Source organism: Novosphingobium sp. AAP93 (assembly GCF_001296055.1).
GTDB lineage: Bacteria > Pseudomonadota > Alphaproteobacteria > Sphingomonadales > Sphingomonadaceae > Novosphingobium.
On the sequence record NZ_LJHZ01000061.1, the window covers coordinates 18,501 to 42,943 of the forward strand.

At 66.0% G+C, this 24,443-nt stretch carries 22 protein-coding genes and 1 tRNA gene; 20 read left to right on the forward strand and 3 right to left on the reverse strand.

The features are described from left to right. Window positions 1-18: 18 nt before the first annotated feature. The 5 genes from gap to thiE all read left to right on the forward strand — a co-directional run bounded on the left by gap (window position 19) and on the right by thiE (window position 4,511). On the forward strand, window positions 19-1,026 hold the full coding sequence (gene gap / locus IP83_RS10375) for a type I glyceraldehyde-3-phosphate dehydrogenase (protein ID WP_054122148.1): 1,008 nt from the start codon (window positions 19-21) through the stop codon (window positions 1,024-1,026). A gap of 64 nt (window positions 1,027-1,090) precedes the next feature. Then, window positions 1,091-1,504, forward strand: a complete 414-nt coding sequence (locus IP83_RS10380; protein WP_082364636.1) for an MOSC domain-containing protein — start codon at window positions 1,091-1,093, stop codon at window positions 1,502-1,504. Beyond that, window positions 1,501-2,697, forward strand: a complete 1,197-nt coding sequence (gene pgk, locus IP83_RS10385; protein ID WP_054122149.1) for a phosphoglycerate kinase — start codon at window positions 1,501-1,503, stop codon at window positions 2,695-2,697. Before IP83_RS10380 ends, pgk begins: the two co-directional genes overlap by 4 nt. A gap of 102 nt (window positions 2,698-2,799) precedes the next feature. Beyond that, window positions 2,800-3,696, forward strand: a complete 897-nt coding sequence (locus tag IP83_RS10390; RefSeq protein ID WP_054122150.1) for a fructose bisphosphate aldolase — start codon at window positions 2,800-2,802, stop codon at window positions 3,694-3,696. Window positions 3,697-3,881: 185 nt separating this feature from the next. After that, a complete protein-coding gene (thiE, locus tag IP83_RS10395; RefSeq protein ID WP_054122151.1) occupies window positions 3,882-4,511 on the forward strand; it encodes a thiamine phosphate synthase in 630 nt (209 codons plus the stop codon). A 5-nt stretch (window positions 4,512-4,516) separates the two neighbouring features. On the opposite strand, the gene IP83_RS10400 is transcribed toward thiE, so the two are convergent. Beyond that, window positions 4,517-4,906 (reverse strand): hypothetical protein, encoded by a 390-nt coding sequence (locus IP83_RS10400; RefSeq protein WP_054122152.1) that lies wholly within the window; start codon window positions 4,904-4,906, stop codon window positions 4,517-4,519. A gap of 108 nt (window positions 4,907-5,014) precedes the next feature. On the opposite strand from IP83_RS10400, the gene efp reads away from it, so the two are divergent. The 12 genes from efp to IP83_RS10460 all read left to right on the forward strand — a co-directional run bounded on the left by efp (window position 5,015) and on the right by IP83_RS10460 (window position 17,815). Continuing rightward, the gene (gene efp, locus IP83_RS10405) at window positions 5,015-5,578 is read left to right on the forward strand and encodes an elongation factor P (protein ID WP_054122153.1); all 564 of its coding nucleotides are present in this window, start codon (window positions 5,015-5,017) and stop codon (window positions 5,576-5,578) included. Beyond that, the gene (locus tag IP83_RS10410; protein ID WP_054122154.1) at window positions 5,578-6,402 is read left to right on the forward strand and encodes an inositol monophosphatase family protein; all 825 of its coding nucleotides are present in this window, start codon (window positions 5,578-5,580) and stop codon (window positions 6,400-6,402) included. The genes efp and IP83_RS10410 overlap by 1 nt, the downstream gene beginning before the upstream one ends. A gap of 35 nt (window positions 6,403-6,437) precedes the next feature. Further along, window positions 6,438-6,521, forward strand: a tRNA-Leu gene (locus IP83_RS10415). A 65-nt stretch (window positions 6,522-6,586) separates the two neighbouring features. Continuing rightward, a complete protein-coding gene (gene radA, locus IP83_RS10420; RefSeq protein ID WP_054122155.1) occupies window positions 6,587-7,954 on the forward strand; it encodes a DNA repair protein RadA in 1,368 nt (455 codons plus the stop codon). Window positions 7,955-7,966: 12 nt separating this feature from the next. After that, window positions 7,967-8,581, forward strand: coding sequence for a CvpA family protein (locus tag IP83_RS10425; protein ID WP_082364637.1), 615 nt, complete (start codon window positions 7,967-7,969; stop codon window positions 8,579-8,581). Beyond that, entirely contained in the window at window positions 8,578-9,012 is a 435-nt protein-coding gene (locus IP83_RS10430; protein WP_197274334.1) for an iron-sulfur cluster assembly scaffold protein, read from the forward strand. Before IP83_RS10425 ends, IP83_RS10430 begins: the two co-directional genes overlap by 4 nt. A gap of 153 nt (window positions 9,013-9,165) precedes the next feature. Further along, on the forward strand, window positions 9,166-10,791 hold the full coding sequence (locus IP83_RS10435; protein ID WP_054122156.1) for an MFS transporter: 1,626 nt from the start codon (window positions 9,166-9,168) through the stop codon (window positions 10,789-10,791). Continuing rightward, a complete protein-coding gene (gene alr / locus IP83_RS10440) occupies window positions 10,781-11,839 on the forward strand; it encodes an alanine racemase (RefSeq protein ID WP_054122157.1) in 1,059 nt (352 codons plus the stop codon). The genes IP83_RS10435 and alr overlap by 11 nt, the downstream gene beginning before the upstream one ends. A gap of 88 nt (window positions 11,840-11,927) precedes the next feature. Then, a complete protein-coding gene (phaR, locus tag IP83_RS10445) occupies window positions 11,928-12,488 on the forward strand; it encodes a polyhydroxyalkanoate synthesis repressor PhaR (protein ID WP_054122158.1) in 561 nt (186 codons plus the stop codon). A gap of 53 nt (window positions 12,489-12,541) precedes the next feature. Next, window positions 12,542-14,092 (forward strand): aminoacyl--tRNA ligase-related protein, encoded by a 1,551-nt coding sequence (locus tag IP83_RS10450; RefSeq protein ID WP_054122159.1) that lies wholly within the window; start codon window positions 12,542-12,544, stop codon window positions 14,090-14,092. Window positions 14,093-14,166: 74 nt separating this feature from the next. Beyond that, window positions 14,167-15,483, forward strand: coding sequence for a M20/M25/M40 family metallo-hydrolase (locus IP83_RS10455; protein ID WP_054122160.1), 1,317 nt, complete (start codon window positions 14,167-14,169; stop codon window positions 15,481-15,483). Between the two features lie 37 nt (window positions 15,484-15,520). Further along, the gene (locus IP83_RS10460) at window positions 15,521-17,815 is read left to right on the forward strand and encodes a ribonuclease R family protein (protein ID WP_082364638.1); all 2,295 of its coding nucleotides are present in this window, start codon (window positions 15,521-15,523) and stop codon (window positions 17,813-17,815) included. A gap of 106 nt (window positions 17,816-17,921) precedes the next feature. Here the strand turns inward: IP83_RS10460 and IP83_RS10465 are convergent, their stop codons facing one another. Then, window positions 17,922-18,431, reverse strand: a complete 510-nt coding sequence (locus tag IP83_RS10465) for a universal stress protein (protein ID WP_054122172.1) — start codon at window positions 18,429-18,431, stop codon at window positions 17,922-17,924. Window positions 18,432-18,679: 248 nt separating this feature from the next. Between IP83_RS10465 and IP83_RS10470 the strand changes: the two genes are divergently transcribed. The 3 genes from IP83_RS10470 (at window position 18,680) to IP83_RS10480 (ending at window position 22,670) form a co-directional block, all read left to right on the forward strand. Further along, window positions 18,680-19,981 carry a pyruvate dehydrogenase complex dihydrolipoamide acetyltransferase gene (locus IP83_RS10470; RefSeq protein ID WP_054122162.1) on the forward strand — a complete coding sequence of 434 codons (1,302 nt, stop codon included), beginning with the start codon at window positions 18,680-18,682 and terminating at the stop codon, window positions 19,979-19,981. Between the two features lie 66 nt (window positions 19,982-20,047). Then, the gene (gene lpdA / locus IP83_RS10475; RefSeq protein ID WP_054122163.1) at window positions 20,048-21,460 is read left to right on the forward strand and encodes a dihydrolipoyl dehydrogenase; all 1,413 of its coding nucleotides are present in this window, start codon (window positions 20,048-20,050) and stop codon (window positions 21,458-21,460) included. 10 nt (window positions 21,461-21,470) lie between these two features. Continuing rightward, a complete protein-coding gene (locus tag IP83_RS10480) occupies window positions 21,471-22,670 on the forward strand; it encodes an NAD(P)/FAD-dependent oxidoreductase (RefSeq protein ID WP_054122164.1) in 1,200 nt (399 codons plus the stop codon). On the opposite strand, the gene IP83_RS10485 is transcribed toward IP83_RS10480, so the two are convergent. Beyond that, window positions 22,655-24,352, reverse strand: a complete 1,698-nt coding sequence (locus IP83_RS10485; protein ID WP_054122165.1) for an amidohydrolase — start codon at window positions 24,350-24,352, stop codon at window positions 22,655-22,657. The two genes, IP83_RS10480 and IP83_RS10485, sit on opposite strands and share 16 nt — an antisense overlap. Between the last annotated feature and the right edge of the window lie 91 nt (window positions 24,353-24,443).

Consider the following 24,443-nt stretch of genomic DNA (forward strand, 5'->3'; position numbering starts at 1 on the left):
AACCAGGAGTACGATAGCATGGCCACCAAGGTTGCGATCAACGGGTTCGGGCGCATCGGGCGCAATGTGGCGCGCGCCATTCTGGAGCGGCCGGACTGCGGGCTGGAGCTTGTTTCGATCAACGATCTCGCCAGCGCGAAGGACAACGCACTGCTGTTCAAGCGCGACAGCGTGCACGGCGCCTACAAGGGTACGGTCGAAGTCGACGGCAATGACCTCGTCATCGACGGCAAGCGCATCGCGGTGACCGCCGAGCGCGACCCCGCCAACCTGCCGCACGCTGCACAAGGCATCGACATCGTGCTGGAATGCACCGGCTTCTTCACCGACCGCGCTTCGTGCGAAAAGCACCTTGCGGCGGGCGCCAAGAAGGTGCTGATCTCGGCGCCGGGCAAGAACGTCGATCTCACCGTCGTCTACGGCGTGAACCACGACAAGCTGACGGCGGAGCACACGATCGTCTCGAACGCTTCGTGCACCACCAACTGTCTCGCCCCCTTCGCCAAGGTGCTCAACGACAGCATCGGCATCGTGCGCGGGCTGATGACGACGGTCCACGCCTATACCAACGACCAGAAGATCCTCGACCAGATCCACAGCGACCCGCGCCGCGCCCGCGCTGCCGCGATGAGCATGATCCCGACCACGACCGGCGCGGCCCGCGCGGTGGGTGAAGTGCTGCCCGAACTGAAGGGCAAGCTCGACGGTTCGGCGATCCGCGTGCCGACCCCCAACGTCTCGGTGGTGGACCTGACCTTCCAGCCCGGCCGTGACACGACCAAGGAAGAAGTCAACGCGCTGCTCAAGGCCGCGTCGGAAGGCGCGCTCAAGGGCGTGCTGGGCTTCAGCGACGAGCCGCTGGTCTCGATCGACTACAACCACGATTCGCACAGCTCGACCATCGACAGCCTCGAGACCGCGGTGATCGACGGCAAGCTGGTGCGTGTGCTTTCCTGGTACGACAACGAGTGGGGCTTCTCGAACCGCATGGTCGATACGGCCGGCGTGATGGCGGGCCTGCTCTGAAATGACGGACATGGGTGCGGGACGGCTTGACGGGATTGCCCGGCACAAGGTGTCCCGCGGGCCTATGGAAGTGCTGGACCGCGCCCTCGTCACTCCGGACATGGGGCTCGAGGGCGATTGCCGGGGGCCTGTGCCGGAAGGCAAGAAGGGCAACCGGCAGATTACGGTGATCGAGGCCGAAAGCTGGGCGGCAGCAATGCAGGATCTGGGCGGCGCCGACGGCCTCGTCTGGTCTGATCGGCGGGCCAATCTGCTTGTTTCAGGCGTGCGCCTGCCGCGTGAGGCAGGCAAGGTAATCGCCATTGGCAAGGGCCTGCGCATCGAGGTGCGCTGCGAATGCGATCCGTGCAGCCGGATGGATGCCTTGCGTGAAGGACTGCGCGCGGCGCTGACGCCGGACTGGCGCGGCGGAATTTGCGGACGGGTAATCAGCGAGGGCGAGATTACCGTCGGCGATGAAGTGAGGATCGAGGAATGAGCTTCAAGACGCTGGATCAGATCGGTGACGTGCGTGGCAAGGTCGTGTTGGTGCGCGTGGACCTCAACCTCCCGATGCAGGACGGCGCGGTGACCGATGACACCCGCGTGCAGGCCGCCAAGCCGACGATCCTCGAACTCGCCGACAAGGGCGCCAAGGTGCTGCTGCTGGCGCACTTCGGCCGGCCCAAGGGCGAGCGCGTTTCCACCCAGTCCTTGAGCATGGTGGTCGGCGCGGTCGAGCAGGTGCTGGGGCGCGAGGTGATGTTCGTGTCCGAGATCGCCGGGCCGGTCGTGAGCCAAGTGGTCGGCATCCTGCCCGAGGGCGGGATCGCCTGCCTCGAGAACACGCGGTTCTGGAAGGGCGAGGAAAAGAACGATCCGGAACTTGTAAAGGCGATTGCCGAGCACGCGGACATCTATGTCAATGATGCGTTCTCGGCGGCGCACCGCGCTCATGCGACGACCGAGGGCCTCGCGCACGTGCTGCCGGCCTATGCGGGCCGTTCGATGCAGGCCGAACTCGAAGCGCTGGGCAAGGCGCTGGGCGAACCTGAGCGGCCCGTGGCGGCCGTGGTCGGCGGGGCGAAGGTGTCTTCCAAGCTCGATGTGCTGAAGCACCTCGTCGGGAAGGTCGATCACCTGATCATCGGCGGGGGCATGGCCAACACGTTCCTCGCCGCGCGCGGGGTCGATGTCGGCAAGTCGCTGTGCGAGCATGATCTGGCGCCGACCGCCGAGGCGATCCTCGATGCAGCAGACTCGTCGGGCTGCACTGTGCACCTGCCGTATGACGTGGTGGTCTCGAAGGAGTTCGCGGCCAATCCGCCTTCCTTGCGCACCTGCAACGTACACGAAGTGGCGGGGGACGAGATGATCCTCGATGTCGGTCCTGCGGCGACCGAAGCGCTCGCCGACGTGCTCAAGGTCTGCAGGACGCTGGTGTGGAACGGGCCACTCGGCGCGTTCGAGACGCAGCCGTTCGACACCGCGACCGTGGCGCTGGCGCGCACGGCGGCGGCGCTGACCCGCGAGGGTTCGCTGGTATCGGTAGCGGGCGGCGGCGATACTGTCGCGGCGCTGAGCCATGCCGGGGTGGCGGGCGATTTCTCCTACGTCTCGACTGCCGGCGGCGCTTTCCTTGAATGGATGGAAGGCCGTGTGCTGCCGGGCGTGGCAGCGCTGGAGGCCTGATCCCAAGATAATTCTCGGATCGGTTGCGCTGCGATATTGCAGTGCGGCACGATCCGCGTTAGGGGCGCGCGCATACGAATGCGCTATTCAGAGGGACATGCCATGAAATACGCCGAGATGAAGTCCAAGATCGCAGCGGGCCAGGGCTTTATCGCGGCATTGGACCAGAGCGGTGGTTCGACTCCCAAAGCTTTGGCGGGCTATGGCATCGAAGCGGGAGCGTGGAATTCCGAAGAGGAAATGTTCGGCCTGATCCACGAAATGCGCGCGCGGATCATCCGTTCGGCGGCATTTACGGGCCAGAAGGTGATCGGCGCGATCCTGTTCGAGCGCACGATGGATGGCGATGTCGATGGCACGCCCGTTCCGGCGGCGCTGCTTGCGAAAGGCGTGGTGCCCTTCATCAAGATCGACAAGGGCCTGGAAGACGAAGCGAATGGCGTACAGCTGATGAAGCCGATGCCGACGCTCGACGCGCTGCTGGAGCGTTCGAATGCGCTCGGCGTGTTCGGCACCAAGGAGCGTTCGGTGATCAACTCGGCGAACCGCGATGGCATTGCCGCCGTGGTCGCGCAGCAGTTCGAGGTGGGCCGGCAGGTGCTGTCACACGGCATGATGCCGATCATCGAGCCCGAAGTGAACATCAAGAGCGAGACCCGCGCCGAGTGTGACGCGATCCTGCTGGATGAGCTGCTCAAGGCGCTGGACGGCCTGGCCGAGGGTGAAGAAGTGATGCTCAAGCTCTCGCTGCCGGTGGTGCCGGGCACGTTCGATCCGCTGGTGAACCATCCGCGCGTGCTGCGCGTCGTCGCGCTTTCGGGTGGCTACAAGCGGCCCGAGGCCTGCGTGGAGCTGGCCAAGAACAACGGCATCATCGCCAGCTTCAGCCGCGCGCTGCTCGAAGACCTGCGCGCGCAGATGAGCGATGCCGAGTTCGACGCCTCGCTCGGCGCGGCCATCGACGAGATCCATGGCGGTTCGACGGTGAAGACGGCCTGAGGGGCAGGCGCCACTCTTCCTTCTGCCGCACAACTCCAGCTCCGCTCATGCTGAGCCTGTCGAAGGGTGCTGTTGCGACGGCTGTGCATGATGCTTCGACAAGCTCAGCATGAGCGGGTTATGGCAGGGGCTGAGAAGGATTGAGGAAGTTTGCGCCTTCTCGCGTTGCTCGCTAAGGCCCCGGCATGTCTGAACCCAGCTGCCAGCTTTACCTGATCTCGCCGCTCGATGTCAGCGGCTCGTTTCCCGACCGGCTTGCCCGCGCGCTTGATGCAGGGCCGGTCGCGGCGTTCCAGTTCCGCGTGAAGGATGTGGCCGAGCATGAGGCGGCGCGTCTGGCGGAACCGCTTCTGCGCATTTGCGCGGACCGCGAGGTGGCGTTCATTGTCAACGACTCGATTCCGCTCGCCAAGCGGCTCGGTGCGGACGGGGTGCATCTGGGTCAGCAGGACGGCAGTGTGGCCGATGCGCGCGCACGGCTGGGCAAGGCGGCACAGATCGGGGTGACCTGCCACGACAGCCGGCATCTCGCGATGGAAGCTGGCGAGGCGGGGGCGGACTATGTCGCGTTCGGGGCGTTCTTCCCGAGCTCGACCAAGGACACCAAGCATGTCGCGGAGCCGGAGTTGCTGAGCTGGTGGGCGCGGCTGTTCGAATTGCCTTGCGTGGCGATCGGCGGGATCACGGCGGCGAACTGCGGGCCGCTGGTGGCGGCAGGGGCGGATTTCCTCGCGGTCAGCAATGCCGTGTGGGGCGGCGATGAGGCCGACGGCGTGCGGGCGCTTGTCGCGGCGATTACCGGGGCGTCTGCCTGAACGGCTTACTCGGAAGGCGAGCCTTCATCCGCGCTGTAATCATCGCGCACCGCGCCGGCGCGGACGCAGCGCAATGCCTCGCGCTTGCCATCGGACCCGAGCTTGATCAGCGAGAGGCCGACTTTGTCGAAGCGTCGGCCCGCGAAAGGCCCAGAGGTCATCGTAAGCTTCCTGCTCAGCAGCAGATAGGTCCCCCGCACACCGTTAGCGATGTAGCTGGAATCGGGAACGATGCTGAAGTTGTCCTGAGGCTGCGGTACCGGCGGAGTGGTTGCATCGCCCGGCAGTTCGCAGGTCCAGCGGCCTTGTGCGATCGTCAGCATCGCACCGCCCGGGGCGGCCAGGGCAGGGCCGGCAGCGAGCAGAAGGAGGGCGGCGGAGGCGGCTCTGATCATGCGCTTGGCGCTAGCATGCGACGGCGGCTTGAAGCAATCGCCGCTTGGCGCTAAGGGCCGCGTTCCCGCACGCGCTGCGCGTGCATCCCAACTAGGGCTCTTTCCATCATGAAGATCAGCGGCGTGGACATCCGTCCGGGCAATATCCTGGAATACGAAAAGGGCATCTGGAAGGTTGCCAAGACCCAGCACACCCAGCCCGGCAAGGGCGGCGCGTTTATGCAGGTCGAGATGAAGAACCTGATCGACGGCCGCAAGACCAACGTCCGCTTCCGCAGCGCCGACACGGTCGAGCGCGTGCGCCTCGACACCAAGGACTTCCAGTTCCTCTATGCCGAGGGCGATGACCTGATCTTCATGGACGTGGAAACCTACGACCAGATCACGCTCCCCAGCGATCTTCTCGGCGATGCCGCCGCGTTCCTGCAGGACGGCATGACCGTGCTGCTCGAAATGTGGGAAGAGCGCCCGATTTCGGTGCAGCTGCCCGAGCAGGTCGAGGCGACCATCGTCGAAGCCGATGCCGTGGTGAAGGGCCAGACCGCTTCGTCGAGCTACAAGCCCGCGATCCTCGACAACGGCGTGCGCGTGATGGTGCCGCCGCATATCGAAAGCGGCACGCGCATCATCGTCGATGTCTATGAGCGCACCTACGTGAGCAAGGTCGGCTGATGTCCGCCATTTCCGGCCTGATGCGGGTGATGGAGAAGGCGGCCCGCAAGGCCGGCCAGCGGCTGCGCCGTGACTTTGGCGAGGTCGAGCATCTCCAGGTGAGCCGCAAGGGGCCGGCGGACTTCGTCTCGAAGGCCGACCAGCACGCCGAGCGCACCTTGTGGGACGAACTGCGCACGGCGCGCCCCGGCTGGGGCTTCGTGATGGAAGAGGGCGGCACGATCGAAGGGGAGCCCGGCAAGCCGCGTTTCATCATCGATCCGCTCGATGGCACCAGCAATTTCCTCCACGGTATCCCGCACTTCGCGATCTCGATTGCGGTGCAGGAGCCGACGCTGGACGGGAAGGGTTGGGGCGAAGTGACCGCCGGGCTCGTCTATCAGCCGATCACCGACGAAAGCTTCTGGGCCGAGAAGACCCGCGGCGCCTGGCTGCAGGACCGCCGCCTGCGCGTTTCGGCGCGGCGCAATCTGGACGAAGCGCTGATCGCCACCGGCATTCCCTTTGCCGGGCATGGCGACTTTGCGGAGTGGACGCGGATTTTCCACGAGATCGGCCCCCGCGTCGCCGGAATCCGCCGCTTCGGCTCGGCGGCGCTGGACCTTGCGTGGGTGGCGGCGGGCCGTTTCGACGGGTTCTGGGAAAGCGGGTTGAATCCATGGGATACCGCGGCCGGATGCCTGCTGGTACGCGAGGCGGGCGGCTTCGTTTCGGACTACCGCGGCCGTTCCCACCCGATCTGTGACGAGACCGTGCTGGCCGGCAATGACGCGCTGCATTCGAAGCTGCACAAGCTGGTGGTCGGCGCGATCAAGACGGCTTGATGCGGCTCGCGGGGGCGGGTAAGTCCGCCTCCAGTGCCCCTGTGGTGGAATGGTAGACGCGACCGACTCAAAATCGGTTATCGAGAGATGTGCCAGTTCGAGTCTGGCCAGGGGCACCAACTTCCCACCAAATTGACGCGAAGCGGGACTTGCGTTCCTGCTATGTTCGCCTTAGGCCTTCTTCATGGCCAAACCCAAACGCCGATATGTCTGCCAGGCTTGCGGCGGGATTTCACCTCGCTGGCAGGGGCAGTGCCCCGATTGCGCCGAGTGGAGCACGCTGATCGAGGATGCACCGGAGACGGTGTTTTCGTCCAAGCATGATCTTTCGAGCGGCGGGCGGCCAGTCGCCTTTGTCGCACTCGATCAGCCGGTGAAGCTGCCGGAGCGGCGCAAGACGGGCCTGGCGGAACTGGACCGGGCGCTGGGCGGCGGGCTTGTGCCGGGATCGGCGATCCTGATGGGCGGCGATCCGGGCATCGGCAAATCGACGTTGCTGCTGCAGGCGGCGGCCAAGGTGGCGCTGGCTGGCGGCATGGCAGTGTATATCAGCGGAGAGGAAGCGGCGGATCAGGTGCGGCTGCGCGCGGATCGGCTTGGCCTCGGCAAGGCACCGATCATGCTCGCCTCGGCGACATCGGTGCGGGATATCCTGACGACGCTGAACGCGATGGACCCGCCGGCGCTGGTGGTGATCGATTCGATCCAGACGATGTACTCGGATCAGATCGAAGGCGCGCCGGGGACGGTGAGCCAGGTGCGCGGCTGCGCATTCGAGCTGATCCGTTATGCCAAGGCAAGCGGTGCCGCGCTGGTGCTGGTGGGCCACGTGACAAAGGACGGCACCATCGCCGGCCCCCGCGTGCTGGAACACATGGTCGACGTGGTGATGAGCTTCGAGGGCGAGCGCAGCCACCAGTACCGCATCCTGCGCGCGCTCAAGAACCGCTTCGGTGCGGTGGACGAGATCGGCGTGTTCGCGATGCAGGGGGCGGGGCTCGAAGAAGTCGGCAATCCCTCGCTGCTGTTTCTTTCGGGGCGCGATAACCCGGTGCCGGGGAGCGCGGTGTTCCCGGCGCTGGAGGGGACGCGGCCGGTGCTGGTTGAGATACAGGCGCTCACCGTGCGGCTTCAGAGCGGAGCGACTCCGCGCCGGGCAGTCGTGGGCTGGGACAGTGGGCGGCTTGCAATGCTGCTGGCCGTGCTGGAGGCGCGCTGCGGGCTCAATTTCTCGACGGCGGAAGTCTACCTCAACGTGGCGGGTGGCTACCGGCTGACCGATCCGGCGGCGGATCTTGCTGTGGCGGCGGCGCTGATCTCGGCGCTGTCGGACCGGCCCTTGTCCGGCAGCGCGGCATGGTTCGGGGAGATTTCGCTGGCCGGCGAGGTGCGGCCCGTCGCGCATTCCTCGATCCGGCTGCGCGAGGCGGCCAAGCTGGGTTTCGACAAGGCGCACGGGCCGTCGGGCACGCAGGAGAAGGTGCTAGGTATCCACTACGCGCCGATAACACTTCTGCCGAACCTGGTTGACCGGGTGATGGGCGGCTCCTAGTTTCTGCAAGGTATGACCGGCTTCGATTATGTTGTTTTCCTGATCGTTGCGGTCTGCGCGATCGGCGGTTTCTTTCGCGGCTTCGTGGAGGAAGTGCTTTCACTGCTCGCTTGGTGTGTCGGGCTGTTTGCCGTGCGCTATGGCCACGAGCCGCTGACGCTTTGGCTCACGCCCTACATGAAGAACGAGACCGGGGCGGGGGTGCTGGCGTTCGGCATCCTCACCATCGTGCCCTACTTTACCGCGAAGATGATCGCATCCTCGGTGGGGAATGCGAGCCGCAGTTCGGTGCTCGGGCCGATCGACCGGGTGCTCGGCTTCGGATTCGGGGCGATCAAGGGCTTTGTCCTCATGGTCCTCGGCTTTTCGCTGCTGGTGTTCGGCTATGACATCGTATGGGGGCCGGACGGGCGGCCGACGTGGATCTCGGCGGCGCGGACTTACCCCTTCCTCAATGCCGCGAGCGAGGAGCTGATGACGGTGCTCGACCAGCGCCGTGACGAGGCGGCAAAGGCGGCGAAGAAGGCCGAGGACGACAAGGAAACCGCGCTGCAGAAAGCGGCCCGCGATGCCGCGAGAAAGGCGGCACGGCGCGAGATGCAGCGGCGGCTGAGCAAGGACCAATGAGCGACGCCACCCAGCGCGCTCCGGCCCGCACGCTCTACACGCCGGAAATCCTTGGCGCGGCCACGGCGCTCGCTTCCTTCAGGTGGGATGAAAGCCTGCCGCTGAAGGGGGATGCGCGCTCGCGGCGATGCGGCAGCACGCTGTCGCTGGGGTTGTCGGTGGATGGTGAAGGCCGGATCGATGGGATCGGGCTGCGCGCGCACGCCTGCGCCATCGGGCAGGCGGCGGCCTATGCCTTTGCCAGTGCCGCGAAGGGCCGCAGCCGGGCAGAGGTTGCCGAAGTGCGCACCGCGCTGGCGGCCTGGCTCGCCGGTGAGGGCGCGAAGCCGGATTGGCCCGGTATCGCGCTGGTCGAGCCGGCGCTCGGCTATCCAGCGCGGCATGATGCGATCATGCTGGCATGGGATGCCGCGCTGGTCGCCTTGGGGTGAGCATCGCCCGCTTCCTCGCAATCAGGATAGGCGGCGTATTTCTTTGGTCCCGCACACTTTCCCGGCGGGCTTTGCTTCGCTACAGCCGCCGCTTCAAGGGATTGTGCCGGACGGATCAAAGTCTGCCGGCAAGGGGATGGGAAACAACTGGGCATGCATGAGGTGAATGGCGCACCCGAACCGACTGCGGCGGAAATCCGGCTCGTGGTGGCCGCATCGTCGGTTGGCACCGTGTTCGAATGGTACGACTTCTTCATCTACGGCACGCTCGGCGCGATCCTGTCCAAGGCCTTCTTCCCCACTGGCAACGCCACGCTGGAAATGCTGCTGTTCTGGCTGGTCTTCGCGGTCGGTTTCGGCTTCCGCCCGCTGGGCGCGGTGCTGTTCGGCTATCTGGGTGACCGGCTCGGGCGCAAATACACCTTCCTGGTCACTGTGACCTTGATGGGCATCGCGACGGCAGGCGTGGGCCTGATCCCGCCTGCCTCGCAGATCGGCTATGCCGCGCCTGCGCTGGTCATCCTGTTGCGCGTGCTGCAGGGCCTTGCGCTTGGCGGCGAATATGGCGGCGCCGCGGTCTACGTGGCGGAACATGCGGCCCCGGCGCGGCGCGGGTTCTTCACCAGCTTCATCCAGTCGAGCGTGGTCGGCGGCTTTGTGCTGAGCCTCGCCGTGGTGCTGCTGTGCAAGGGCGCGATGAGCCAGGAGACGTGGGAAGCCTGGGGATGGCGCGTACCGTTTCTGCTCAGCCTGCTGCTGCTCGCCGTGTCGCTGTGGATGCGGCTCAAGCTTTCGGAAAGCCCGGTGTTCAAGGCTATGAAGGAAAGCGGCGAAGTGGCCGGCAATCCCTTCATCGAGAGCCTGACCTATCCGGGCAACAAGAAGCGGCTGTTCATCGCGCTGTTCGGCGTCGCCTCGGGCCTGACGGTGATCTTCTACACCTCGATGTTCACCGGCCTTTCGTTCCTGAAGGGACCGATGCGGGTGGACGACATGACGGCCGAACTGCTGGTGGGTCTCGCCTGCGTGCTGGGCATGCCGTTCAGCGTGGTGTTCGGGCATATCTCGGACAAGGTGGGGCGCAAGCTGCCGATCGTGCTCGGCTATGTGGCCACGCTCGTGCTGATCTTCCCGATGTTCTGGATGATCGGCAATGCAGCCAATCCCGGCCTTGCCGACATGGCGAAGCGCGAACCAGTCATGGTGAGCGGGCCGGACTGCGGCTACAACCCGTTCGCCGCAGAGCAGGCGACGAACTGCGGCAAGCTGCTGGCGGACCTCTCGGCCTCCGGCGTGCGCTATTCGCTGCAGCAAGGCCCGGCGCTGGCAATGACGATCGGCGCGGATGCGGCCTCGCTGGCGGATTATCCGTGGGCCGAGAAGAGTGCGGCCCGCGGCAAGGTGCTACAGGCGAAGCTGGCCGGAGCCGGTTATGATTTTGCCAAAGTGAAGCCGGACTTTGGCCGTTCGGCGGTTATCGTGTTCGGGCTTGTCGTGCTGATGGCGCTGACCGGTGCGACCTATGGCCCGGTTGCGGCGGTGCTCTCGGAGATGTTCCCGGCGCGGATCCGCTACAGTTCGATGTCGATCCCCTATCACATCGGCACCGGCTATCTCGGCGGGTTCCTGCCGCTGATCTCCTCGCTGATCGTGGCGGAGACGGGTGATCCCTATGCCGGGCTGTGGTACACCTGGGTGGTGGTGCTGGTGGCATTCGTGGTTGCGCTGTGGGGGCTCAAGGGCGGTCTGCCGAAGGACTTTGCCCACGATGATGCCTGACATTCCTCTGCCGCACCCGGCTGCATTGCGGTTGCGGCTGGATCGCGCGGCATTAGCAGCCAATTGGGCGGCGCTCGACGCGCTGTCCGGCGCGGCGCGGACCGGAGCGGCGATCAAGGCGGATTGCTATGGACTGGGCGTCGCGGCGGTAGTGCCGGTGCTGGCGGCGGCAGGATGCCGGGACTGGTTTGTGGCGCATTGGCAGGAAGCGGCGGAGGCAGTGCGGTTTGTCCCCGCCGAGCAGGTATCTGTGCTGCATGGGCCGATCAACGATGCGGAAGCTGCCTATGCACGAGTGCTGGGTGTAAGGCCGGTTCTGAACTCCCTCGCGCAAGTACGGCGCTGGCTCGCCGCCGGTGGCGGACCGTGTGATCTTATGGTCGACACGGGGATCAACAGGTTGGGTCTGCCGCTCACGGATGTCGGTGCGCCGGAAGTCGGCCAGCTTGAGCTCGTCACATGCATGAGCCATCTGGCGAGTGCCGACGAGGATTGTGCGCAAAATGCCGTGCAGCTTGCGCGTTTCCGCGACGTCGCCGGCAGCGTGGCAGCACAGCGCTACAGCCTGTGCAACAGTGCCGGGATCGCGCTGGGATCGGAGTATCACTTCGATCTGACCCGCCCGGGGCTGGCGCTCTATGGCGGTGTGCCGCGTGGCGAACTGGCGGGACTGATTACGCAGGTCGCGCATCCCGAAGCGGCGGTGATTCAGGTGCGCGCGCTTTCGGCAGGCGACTCGGTGGGCTACAACGCGACCTTCACCGCGCCAGCAGCGATGCGCGTGGGGGTAATTTCCGTGGGTTACGCGGACGGCTACCTGCGCTGCTGGTCGGGCCGCGGCCACGTGCTGTGGCAGGGCCAGCGTCTGCCGGTGCTTGGCCGTGTCTCCATGGACATGACCATTGTCGACCTCTCGGCCGCAGAAAACTGCGGAGAAGGCGACTGGCTGGGGCTCGAGTATGCACTGCCGGAGGCTTCGGCGACGAGCGGCCTCTCGCAATATGAGCTGCTCACGCTCATGGGACGACGCTATTCGCGCAACATATGAATTAATGTTATTTAGCCAAGGTTTATTGCGCTGCACATACCGCATCTGCTAATAGGCTTGCGATAAACCCAGCAGGGCGCAGAAAAAAATGGCAAACGCAGCGAAGGACGGCGATACCGTCATCATCAAGAAGTACGCCAACCGGCGGCTCTACAACACGCGCACATCAAGCTACATCACGCTTGACCACCTCGCCCAGATGGTCAAGGAAAACATTGAATTCAAGGTCTTGGATGCCAAGACCGGTGCGGACCTGACGCACACGATCCTTACCCAGATCATCATGGAAGAAGAAGCGAGCGGCGAGCAGATGCTGCCGACGAACTTCCTGCGCCAGCTCATCGCCATGTACGGCAACTCGATGCAGGCGCTGCTGCCTAGCTATCTCGAAGCCTCGATGGAGCACTTCCGCGAGAACCAGGCCAAGCTCAGGAAGGCGATCGAGGACAGCATCGGCGCCAATCCGCTGGCCCAGATCGCGCAGCGCAACATGGAACTGTTCAAGGCTGCGACAGCAGCTTTCGTTCCGGGTGCCGTGCAGGCGGCCGAGGCCGAAAAGGCTGCTGCTGCTCCGGCTGACGATGAACTGGCCGCGCTGCGCAAGCAGATGGCCGACATGCAGAAGAAGCTGGACCAGCTCGCCGGCTGATTGGTCACGCAACCGGGATTGCCCGAATCCCGTTTGCCGCCTAACCCGCGCGCATGAGCCAGAACGCATCGATCAAGCACGCCCTGCCCGTCACCCGGCAGGATGATTTCGCCCAGTGGTATCAGGCGGTGATCGCCGAAGCCGAACTCGCCGAGGAATCGGGCGTGCGCGGCTGCATGGTGATCAAGCCGTGGGGCTACGGCATCTGGGAGCGCATCCAGAAGCTGATGGACGACCGTATCAAGGAAGCGGGCGTCGAGAACTGCTACTTCCCGCTGTTCATCCCGCTTTCCTATTTCACGCGCGAGGCCGAGCATGTCGAAGGCTTTGCCAAGGAAATGGCGGTTGTCACGCATCACCGCCTGATCGGCGATGGCAAGGGCGGGCTGGTGCCCGATCCCGAAGCGAAGCTCGAAGAACCGCTGATCGTGCGGCCGACCTCGGAGACCGTGATCGGTGCGGCGATGGCGCGCTGGGTCCAGTCGTGGCGCGATCTGCCGCTGCTTACCAACCAGTGGGCCAACGTGGTGCGCTGGGAGATGCGCACACGCATGTTCCTGAGGACCAGCGAGTTCCTCTGGCAGGAAGGGCACACCGCCCACGCCGACGAGGCGGGCGCGATGGAAGAAACGCTACGCGCGCTGGAAATGTATCGCAGCTTTGCCGAAGACGTGCTGGCAATGCCGGTCGTTGCCGGGCCGAAGCCTGAAAACGAACGCTTCCCTGGCGCGGTCGAGACCTTCTCGATCGAGGCGATGATGCAGGACGGCAAGGCGCTGCAGGCGGGCACCTCGCACTATCTGGGCACGACCTTCTCGGCCGCGGCGGGCATCCGCTATCAGGACAAGGAAGGCCAGCAGGCGCTGTGCCACACGACGAGCTGGGGCACTTCGACCCGGATGATCGGCGGCGTGATCATGACGCATGGCGATGATGATGGCCTGCGCACCCCGCCGCGCATCGCGCCGCAGCAGATCGTGATCCTGCCGATGCTGCGCGACAACGACGGCGATGCCGCGCTGCTGGACTACTGCGCGCAGCTCCGCGCGAAGCTGGCAAAGCTTTCGGTGTTCGACGAGAAGGTCCGTGTGCTGCTCGACAAGCGGCCGGGCAAGGCGACCGCCAAGCGCTGGGGCTGGGTCAAGAAGGGCGTGCCGCTGATCCTCGAGATCGGCGGGCGCGATGCCGAGGGCGGGCAGGTCTCGGTGCTGCGCCGCGACCGGCTGTGGCGCGAGGATGGCAAGGCCAACTTCGTCGGCATGGCGCAGGACGATTTCGTCGCGGCGGCGGTCAGCGAACTGGAAGCGATCCAGACGGCGCTGTTCGAGGAAGCGCGCGACCGGCGCGACGCCCAGATCGAGCGCGGGGTCAGCGATCTTGCGGGGCTTGCCGCGTTTTTTGCCGAGGACAAGGCCTTTCCGGGCTGGGTGGAACTGTGCTGGTCGCGGCCCACGGGCGAAGCGCTCGACAAGGTGGTAGAGCAACTGAAGGCGCTCAAGTTGACGATCCGCAACACGCCGATGGACGCAGCGCCGGCGGAGGGTCTGTGCCCGTTCACCGGGGCACCGGCAGTGGAGCGCATTCTGGTGGCGCGGGCTTACTGACCCTTGGGGCAGGGGCCGCGCATGGTGTCTCGACTTCGCTCGACACGAACGGAGGATGGCGTATGGGATGGGGCATGAACAAGCTCCTGCCCGTCCTCCTCTTCGCTATCCCGACCACTGTTTTTGCTGCGCCCGACGAAGCCGTCTCGAAGCAACGGCTTGAGGCAGATATCGCGCGGCTCGTGGCGTTCGGCACGCGGCATACGCTGTCCTCGCAGGATGATCCGAAGCGGGGTATCGGCGCGGCGCGGAAGTGGGCCGAGGGCGAGTTTCGCAAGACGAGCGCGGGCTGCGGTGGCTGCCTCGAGATCGTACTGCCCGAAACCATGGTGAAGGATGAAGACCGCGTACCGGTGGCGACGCGGTTGGTCGATGTCGTGGCGATCCAGCGCGGGACCATGCGGCCGGGCGAAGTCGTGATCGTGCAAGGGCATATCGACAGCCGCAATTCCGACCCGCTTGATGCCAAGGGCGATGCGCCGGGAGCGAACGACGACGGTTCGGGCACTGCGCTGGTGCTGGAAGCGGCGCGGGTGCTTTCGAAGCAGAAGTTTGCCGGGACGATCGTCTACGCCGTGCTTTCGGGCGAGGAGCAGGGGCTTTATGGCGGCAAGCTGCTGGCGGACTATGCGAAAGCGCAGGGCTGGACGGTGAAGGCCGTGCTCAACAACGACATCGTCGGCAATTCGCGCGGGAGCGACGGTCTGGTAGACGATACCCACGTCCGCGTGTTCTCCGAAGGCCCGCGCGACGACGCGAGCGAACGGGCGCGCGATGCGCTGCGTTCAATCGGCGGGGAGAACGATAGCCCCTCGCGCAACTTGTCGCGCTGGCTTGCCGGACTTGGCGACAGCGGGCTGGCGGTGCGACAGGTCTGGCGCGCGGACCGGATGGGTCGAGGCGGGGATCACCTGCCGTTCCAGGCGCTGGGTTATCCGGCGGTGCGCTTTACAGTCGCAGTCGAGAATTACGAGCGGCAGCACCAGAATGTGCGCACCGCAGGCGGGCGGCCGTTCGGCGATCTGCCGGAAGCGATGGACTTTGCCTATCTCGCCAAGGTGACGAAGCTGAACGTGCGGGCGCTGGCGGCTATGGCGGCCGCGCCAATGCCGCCGGTGGCGAAAGTGACGGCGGCGGTGCAGACGTTCACCGATGTCGACTGGGCGGCGGTTCCGGGCGCGGCGCGTTACCGGGTGTGGCAGCGGCGGACCGATGCGCCGGGCTGGGATGCAAAGCCGGTTGCCGAGACGGACCAGACGCATCTGCGGCTCGACGGCGTGCGCGGGGATGACTGGTTCTTCGCCGTGAGTTCGGTGGCGGCGGACGGTTCGGAGAGCCCGGTGGCTTCGGCGGTGCCGGGCGGTGCCTATCTGCCGGAAGCCAAGCCCTGAGCTTGCTATTGGGTGCGCCAGCCTTCACAGGTCAGTGATGGCAATTCGCAAGCAGACACCGAACGGCCCGGACGGTCTTCCCACCCGCGAGCAGGTTCTCGCGTTCATTACCGCGAGCGAAGAACCCGCGGGCAAGCGCGAGATTGCCAAGGCGTTCGGGCTCAAGGGCACCGAGAAGATCGCGCTCAAGGCGCTGCTCAAGGACATGGCCGAGGAAGGTCTGATCGACGGCAATCGCAGCGCGTTCCACCGGCTCGGCGGGGTGCCGCGCGTGACCGTGCTGCGCGTGCTCGAGATCGAGGACGGCCAGCCCATGGCAATCCCCGATACATGGCAGCCCGATGACGGAGCCCCGCCGCCGCGCCTCAGGATCATCGAGCCGAAGGGCAAGGGAAGAGCACAGGCGGCGCTCAAGGTTGGCGACCGGGTGCTGGCGCGGACCGAGGAAGCGGGGCGGGGCCTCATCGCGCATGTGATGAAAAAGCTGCCGACGCGCACCGAGCAGGTGCTGGGCGTTGTCGAGTTCGACGGGGCAGGCAAGCCGTGGCTCGCACCTGTGGACAAGCGTGTGCGCAACGCTGTGGCTATCGCGGATCTGGGCGGGGCGGCGGAAGGCCAGCTCGTGCTCGGCGAGCCGGTCAGCAAGAGCCCGCGCGCCGGGCTGAAGGTGACCGAAGTGCTGGGCGATCCCCTGGCGCCGCGCGCGTTCAGCCTGATTGCGATCCACAAGCACGGCATTCCGTTCGTGTTCCCGCAGGAAGCGCAGGACGAAGCCGTGCTGGCGGCGAAGATGGCGCTCTCGGAAGGTGCCCGCGAGGACCTCAGGCATCTGCCCATCGTGGCCATCGATCCCACCGACGCGCGTGACCATGACGATGCGATCTGGGCCGAGTCCGATGGCGAGGGTGGATACCGCGCGGTCGTCGCGATTGCGGACGTAAGCTTCTATGTGCGGCCGGGCGGCGCGGTGGACCGCGAGGCAAGGAAGCGCGGCAATTCGGTCTACTTCCCGGACCGCGTCGTGCCGATGCTGCCGCATGTGCTGAGCTCGGACGTCTGCTCGCTCAAGGTTGGTGCGGACCGGGCGGCGATGGCGTGTCACCTGACCATCGATTCCGAGGGCCGCGTGACGGGCTGGCGCTTCACCCGCGCGCTGGTGCGGATCGCCGAAGTGATTGCCTACGAGGAAGCGCAGCGGCGGATCGATGCCCGCGAGGCGGCGCCGCACTTGCAAAACCTGTGGGCGGCCTGGCGTCTGCTGGAGAAAGCCCGCAGCAACCGCGATCCGCTGGAACTCGAGCTGCCCGAACGTCGGGTGGTGCTCGACGAAAAGGGCAAGATTGCCGAGATCGCCATCCGCGAGCGGCTCGATGCGCACCGCGTGGTCGAGGACTTCATGATCGCGGCGAATGTCGCGGCAGCGAAGGCGCTGGAAGCCAAGGTCGCGCCGGTGGTCTACCGCATCCACGAGCCGCCGAGCCGGGAGAAGCTGGTGGCGCTCAAGGACTATCTCGCCACCTTCGGGCGCAAGCTGGCGCTAGGGCAGGTGATCACGCCGGGGCTGTTCAACCGGATGCTCAAGGACGTGACCGACGAGGCCGAAAAGGCGCTGGTCATGGAAGCCGTGCTGAGGAGCCAGACCCAGGCCTATTACGGCCCGCGCAATGCCGGGCATTTCGGGCTGGCGCTGGGCAGCTACGCGCACTTTACTTCGCCGATCCGGCGCTATTCTGACCTCTTGGTGCACCGGGCGCTGGTCGATGCCTATCATCTCGAGCAGCCGCGACCGGAAGAACGCGAGATCCCCGGGACTTCGGGCCTGTCAGACCGCGACCGCAGCGATCTGGCGCGGATCAGCGATGCCATTTCGAAGGCTGAGCGGAGGGCGATGGAAGCCGAACGCGAGACAATCGACCGCTATGTCGCCGCCTGGCTGGCGGGACGCGTGGGCGAAGTGTTCGACACGCGCGTGACCGGCGTCCAGAAGTTCGGCCTGTTCGCGACCATCATTGGGCTCGGCGGCGATGGGCTGGTGCCGATCTCCACGCTGGGCGCCGAGCGGTTCGGCTATGACGAGAAGCGGCAGGTGCTGGTCGGCGAGGAGACTGGCGACGAGTTCGCAATGGGCATGATCCTCAAGCTGCGGCTCGCCGAGGCCAATCCGCTGACGGGGGCGCTGAAGTTCGAGCCGGTGGATCTGCCGGAAGGCGCGGGACGGATCGAGCCGCGCGGCGGGAAGCCCTTCGAGAAAGCGCCGAAGAAGGCGGGCGGCTATATGCAGGGTCCACGCGGTCGGCCGCGCAATATCCGGCATCAGGGGCGGAGGAAGTGACCAGCCCCGACCCCGCTCACCCTGAGCTTGTCGAAGGGTGCTGGCGCGAAAGTTGAGCCATGTGCTTCGACAGGCTCAGCACGAGCGGGGTGGGAGTTTCATCGCCTCAGCTGAACGAATCGATGCCGCGTTCGTCGATGCCGCCAGGAACGATCATCAGCACGCAAGGCAGCTGGCCGATCTGCGAAGTGAAGTGCGTGACGAGCGGGCCCGGATTGCCCTCTGCCGCCGCACCCAGCACCAGCGCCGAAACTTCGGGGTGTTCAGCGAGGTAATCGCGCACGACTTGGGGTCCGCTTCCGGTGCGCACGGCAACCGCCGGTTCAAGGCCCGATTCGTCGGCGAGACTTCCGGCGGCGGCGCGGGCGAGGTCTTCGGCGCGCTCGCGGGCCTCGCCTTCGATGGTCGCCTGAATGCTGCCGAACACGACGAACTCGTGCCGCGGCACGAGCGCGAGGATGTGGACGGTGCCCCCGGTGCGCACGGCGCGGCGCGCGGCGAAGCGCAGGGCGCGGGCACTTTCCTCGGTATCGTCCATGATGACGAGATAGACGCGCTGCTTCGCCCGCGCTTCGGCGCCCGGCGTGCCATCCGCTTCGCTTGTGATGCCAACCATGCCTGCCCCCTTGCGATATCGCCCTTGCATGCGCCATTCGCACTGCCGGTCATTCGGCAGGGTCATGCGTATTGGCCTAATTCGTATGCGGGGCAAGCGCCAAGAGACTTGACCGGCTTCGCGCGGGTGGCGAAATGGCGGATCATGTGCCAAGGGACGCGCCACGGCCTTGTAACGGCTTGGCTATCTGTACCGAAGCCACAAGTACGAACCTTGCCCTTGTAACCAAATAGGGAAACGAGCTGACCATGCCGATCCAGATCAAGATGCCCGCGCTTTCGCCCACCATGGAAGAAGGCACGCTGGCCAAGTGGCTGGTGAAGGTCGGCGACAAGGTCTCCTCGGGCGACATCATGGCCGAGATCGAGACCGACAAGGCGACGATGGAATTCGAGGCGGTCGACGAAGGCACCGTGGTCGCCATCGAAGTGGCCGAAGGCACGGAAGGCGTGAAAGTCGGCACCGTGATCGCGACGATTGCGGGCGAGGATGAGGACGATGCTGCGCCGGCGGCGGCGGCTCCGGCCCCGGCTGCTGCGCCCGCGCCCGCTCCGGTCGCGGCGACGCCTGCACCGGCACCCGCTCCCGTCGCTGCGCCTGCTCCAGCCCCGGCTCCGGTCGCCGCTGCGCCTGCCGGTGATCGCATCGTCGCCAGCCCGCTCGCCAAGCGCATCGCGGGCGAGAAGGGTATCGACCTCACGCAAGTGAAGGGCAGCGGACCGCATGGTCGCATCATCAAGGCGGACCTGGATGTTGCGGCTCCGACCCCTGTGGCTGCTCCGGCTGCTGTCGCGGCGCCTGCACAGGTCGCAGCTCCTGCCGCTGCGTCGGCTCCGGCGCCTGCGCCGTTCAGCACCGATATCCCGCACGAGGCGGTCAAGCTCTCCTCGATGCGCAAGACCATCGCGCGCCGCCTGACCGAAGCCAAGGCGACGGTGCCACATTACTACCTTACGGTCGATATCAGCCTCGACAAGCTGCTCAAGCTGCGCGCGGAACTGAATGCGGCGCTGGCGGGTGAGGGCGTGAAGCTCTCGGTCAACGACCTGCTGATCAAGGCACTAGGCAAGGCACTGATCCTGGCCCCCGATGCCAACGTGAGCTTCGCGGGCGACACCCTGATCCGCTATTCGCGCGCCGACATTGCCGTCGCGGTCTCGATCCCGGGCGGGCTGATCACCCCCATCGTGACCGGCGCCGACGTCAAGTCGATCTCGACGATCCAGAAGGACATGGCGGACCTTGCCGCGCGGGCGAAGGCGGGCAAGCTGGCGCCGCATGAATATCAGGGCGGCACGGCGAGCCTGTCGAACCTCGGCATGTTCGGCATCAAGCAGTTCGAGGCGGTGATCAATCCGCCGCAAGGCATGATCATGGCGATCGGTGCGGGCGAGAAGCGCCCGTACATTGTCGACGATGCACTGGGGATCGCGACCGTCATGTCCGCCACTGGCAGCTTCGACCACCGCGCCATCGACGGGGCGGAAGGCGCGCAGCTGATGCAGGCGTTCAAGACGCTGGTGGAAGCGCCGCTGGCTCTCGTTGCCTGATCATATTGAGAGCGGCGCGCCCACACGAGCGGGTTAAAGCAGTGGCCGACCTGAAGGAGCATACACGTGGCTGACCAATACGATCTTCTCGTCCTCGGCTCCGGCCCCGGCGGCTATGTCGCGGCAATCAGGGGTGCGCAGCTGGGCCTCAAGGTCGGCATCGTGGAGCGCGAACTGCTCGGCGGCATCTGCCTCAACTGGGGTTGCATCCCCACCAAGGCGCTGCTGCGATCGGCCGAAGTCTTCAACCAGATGAAGCACGCCGCGAGCTATGGTCTGGCGGCGGACAATATCCGCGCGGATATCGATGCGGTGGTGAAGCGCTCGCGCGGGGTGGCCAAGCAGCTCAACCAGGGCGTGACGCACCTGATGCGCAAGAACAAGATCACCGTGCATATGGGCACGGGCGTGCTGAAGGGTGCTGGCCAGGTCGAGGTGACGGGCGACAAGGGCACTGAGACGCTGTCTGCCAAGCACATCATTGTGGCGACCGGTGCGCGGGCGCGGGACCTGCCCTTTGCCAAGGCCGACGGGGACCGTATCTGGACCTATCGCCATGCCATGGTGCCGCCAGCGATGCCGACCAAGCTGCTGGTGATCGGCTCGGGCGCGATCGGGATCGAATTCGCGAGCTTCTACAACGACATGGGCGCCGATGTCACGGTCGTCGAGATGATGGACCGGATCGTGCCGGTGGAAGACGCCGACGTCTCCGCGTTCCTCGAGAAGTCGCTGACCAAGCAGGGGATCAAGATCCTCACCGGCGCGGGCGTGGAAAGCATCACCACCAGCGCAGCGGGCGTGAAGGCGAAGATCAAGGCCAAGGACGGCGCTTCGGCGGAGCACGATTTCAGCCATGTCATCGTGGCGGTCGGCATCGTGCCGAATACCGAGAACATCGGACTTGAGGCGCTCGGCGTTGCCGCTGAGCGCGGCATCATTGCCATCGATGGCTATGGCCGCACCAACGTGCCGGGCATTTGGGCCATCGGCGACGTGACGCCGGGGCCGTGGCTGGCACACAAGGCGAGCCACGAGGGTGTGATTGCGGCCGAAGCCATTGCGCAGGCGCTTGGCAACACCGAAGTCCACCCGCACCCGATGGACCGGCTCAACATTCCAGGCTGCACTTACTGCCACCCGCAGGTTGCGAGCGTGGGCCTCACCGAAGCCAAGGCCATGGAAGCAGGCCACACCGTCAAGGTCGGCAACTTCCCCTTCATCGGCAACGGCAAGGCGATCGCGCTGGGTGAGGCTGAGGGCTTCATCAAGACCGTGTTCGATGCCGAGACCGGCGAACTGCTCGGCGCGCACATGATCGGCGCGGAAGTGACCGAGCTGATCCAGGGCTATGTCGTAGGCAAGACGCTCGAGACGACCGAGGCCGAACTGATGCACACCGTGTTCGCGCACCCGACGCTTTCGGAGATGATGCACGAGAGCGTGCTCGCGGCTTACGGGCGCGCGTTGCATATCTGATCCTCGTCCTATGGCGCCGACGCATGACGTCATCGTGCTCGGCGCCGGGGCGGCGGGGCTCTTCTGTGCGGGCCTTGCAGGGCAGCGCGGCAAGAGAGTCGCGCTGCTCGATCATGCCGATGCGCCGGGGAAGAAGATCCTGATTTCCGGGGGAGGGCGGTGCAATTTCACCAACCTCCACACTGCGCCGGATCGCTATCTCTCCGAGAACGCTCATTTCGCGCGTTCGGCGCTGAGCCGGTATACACCGGCGGACTTCCTCGCACTGGTTGAGCGATACGGGATTGCCTGGCACGAGAAGACGCTGGGGCAACTGTTCTGCGATGGTTCGGCCAAACAGATTGTCGCGATGCTGCTGGAGGAGTGCGCGGCAGGCCGGGTGGACTTGCGCTGCGGCGAGCCGGTGGGCGCGGTGGACCATGCGGACGGGCTGTTTCGCGTCGGGTTCGGGGCTGAAACGGTCATCGCCGCCGCGCTGGTGATCGCGACCGGCGGGCCTTCGATCCCCAAGATGGGCGCGACCGGGTTTGCCTACGATCTGGCGCGCAAGTTTGGCCTCAAGGTCGTGCAGCCGCGTCCGGCGCTGGTGCCGTTGACCTTGGCGGGGGAGGACATCCTGTTTCGCGAACTGTCCGGTGTTTCGGCGGACGTGGTTGCTCGTGCAGGCAAGGCCGCGTTCCGAGAGGCGGCGCTGTTTACCCATCGGGGGCTTTCGGGGCCGGCGATCCTGCAGGTCTCGTCCTACTGGCGGCCGGGTGAGAGCGTGAGCATCGATTTCCTGCCGGATCAGCCGCAGGACTGGCTGCTGGCCGCCAAGCGCGAACGGCCGCGTGCCGCGATGGCGCGGGTGCTGGGGGCGGCGCTGCCGGAGCGTCTGGCAGGACGGCTTTCCGAAAGCGTGGGCATTGCGGGCGAGCTTGGCCAGACGCAGGACAAGGTTCTGCGTGCATCAGAAGCCAAGCTTCGGCGTTGGGTCTTCACGCCCAGCGGCAGCGAGGGCTTCGCCAAAGCGGAAGTGACCGCAGGCGGGATCAGCACCGCGGGCCTTTCTTCGCGCACGATGGAGGCCAAGACATTGCCGGGGCTCTATGCCATCGGCGAAGCGGTCGACGTGACGGGCTGGCTCGGCGGCTACAACTTCCAGTGGGCCTGGTCGAGCGCGCATGCCGCAGCCGGCGCGCTCGCGGAAGGGCCTCAGGGCGCGGCGTAGACCTGCTCGCCCGCGATAAAGGTCGCGAGCACCTTGGTATCGTGGATCTGGCCGACGGGCACGGTCAGCGGGTTGCGATCGAGCACGATGAGATCGGCAAGCTTGCCGGGTTCCAGCGTGCCGCCCTTGTCGAGCCGGCCCATCTCGGCGGCACCGTTGCGGGTGAACACGGCCATGGCCTGCTCGCGGGTGATGCGCTGGCCCGCGTTGATCGGCTCGCCGGTCGCGCCGGGAACCTGCCGCGTGACCAGCGTTTCGAACGCGAGCCACGGATTGACCGAGGGGACCACCGGCCAGTCGGAGCCGGTCACCACGTTGGCGCCGCTTTCGAACACATCCTTCATGGGCCAGAGGCGCCTCATGCGCTCGGGACCGACCGCCTTGGCGATATCGACCGAGGTGATCGGCGTGGGCCACCAGATGTAGGGCGAAAGTTCCCAGGTGAAGTGCAGTTCGTGGCCGCGCGGAACGTCGGCGAGGTCGATGAAGGTGTTGTGGCCGACTTCGTGGTGCGGCCCTGCATCGCCATTGGCCTTGCGGGCTGCCGCGATGGCCTCGACCGCCTCGCGCACCGAACCGTCACCGGCAGCGTGGAACTTGATCTGGATGCCCTGCCGGTCGAACGCGGTGACGGCGGGGAAGAGCTTGTCCTCGGGGATCAGCTTGAGGCCCTTGCCGCCGCCGGGGCCCGGATCGTCATGCGGCCCGCCGCGGTGCTCGTAGGGCGCGAGCATGACGGCGGTGCGGCCTTCCAAGGGCACGCCGTCGAGGAACATCTTGACGCAATCGAGCTGGAGCCGGCCGCCGCTCCACGCCTGCCGCTGCGGGATGAGGTCCTCGCTGTTGCCGTTGTTGGGGCCCCAGACGATGCAGCCGCGCGCGTACTGCTTGAGGCCGCCGGACTTGGCGTAAGCAGATAGCCCGCCGATCATTTCGCGCCGGACGGCGGCATCGGTGAAGCCAACGATGCCGTAGGAGAGCATCTCGTCGGTCGCGACCTTGATCGCCTGCATCTGCTGTTCGGTCGTGGCCTTGGGCATGAACTGCTCGATGTCGCGCGCGGCCACTTCGCGCAGGACGCCGGTGGGCTCGCCCTTGGCATCGCGGTCGATGACGCCGCCGGGCACGTCCTTGGTCGCGCGGGTGATCCCGGCGATGGCGAGGACTTTCGAATTGACCCAGACGCTGTGAAGGCTCTCGTCGTTGAGCATGACGGGGTTGTCGGGCGCGACGGCATCGAGCAGGCGCTTGTTCTGCTCGCCGGGCTTGAATGCGGCGCCGACCCAGCTGCCGCCGGTGATCCATTCACCCGGCTTGGCCTTGGCCGCGCAGGCCTTCACCGCGGCGACGATGGTCCTGGCGTCCGCGCCCTGGGGGAACCGGCAGGAGAGCTTGTCGCGGCCGGCGAAGTAGGTGTGGACGTGCATGTCATAGAGGCCGGGCATGACGGTGCGGCCCGCGAGATCGACGGTCCGTGCGGAGGCCGGGGCCATGGCGGCGATTTCCGCGTCGGTTCCAGTCGCAACGATGGTCCCGCCGGAGACGGCCAGTGCCTGTGCGGTGCCGGTGGGGGTCAGCACTGTGCCATGCAAGAAAACGAGATCGACCGGCGCGGGCTGCGCGAAGGCGGGGACACCGGCGAGGATCGCGCTGGCGAGCAGGGCCTGTCTAATGCGTATCATGCGTCACGAACTTTCGTTGGGCGGTAGCGGGAACGAATAGGCCTGCCGGGGGAGGCGCAAGGCTTGGCCGAAGCGGCCAAATTCGGACGGC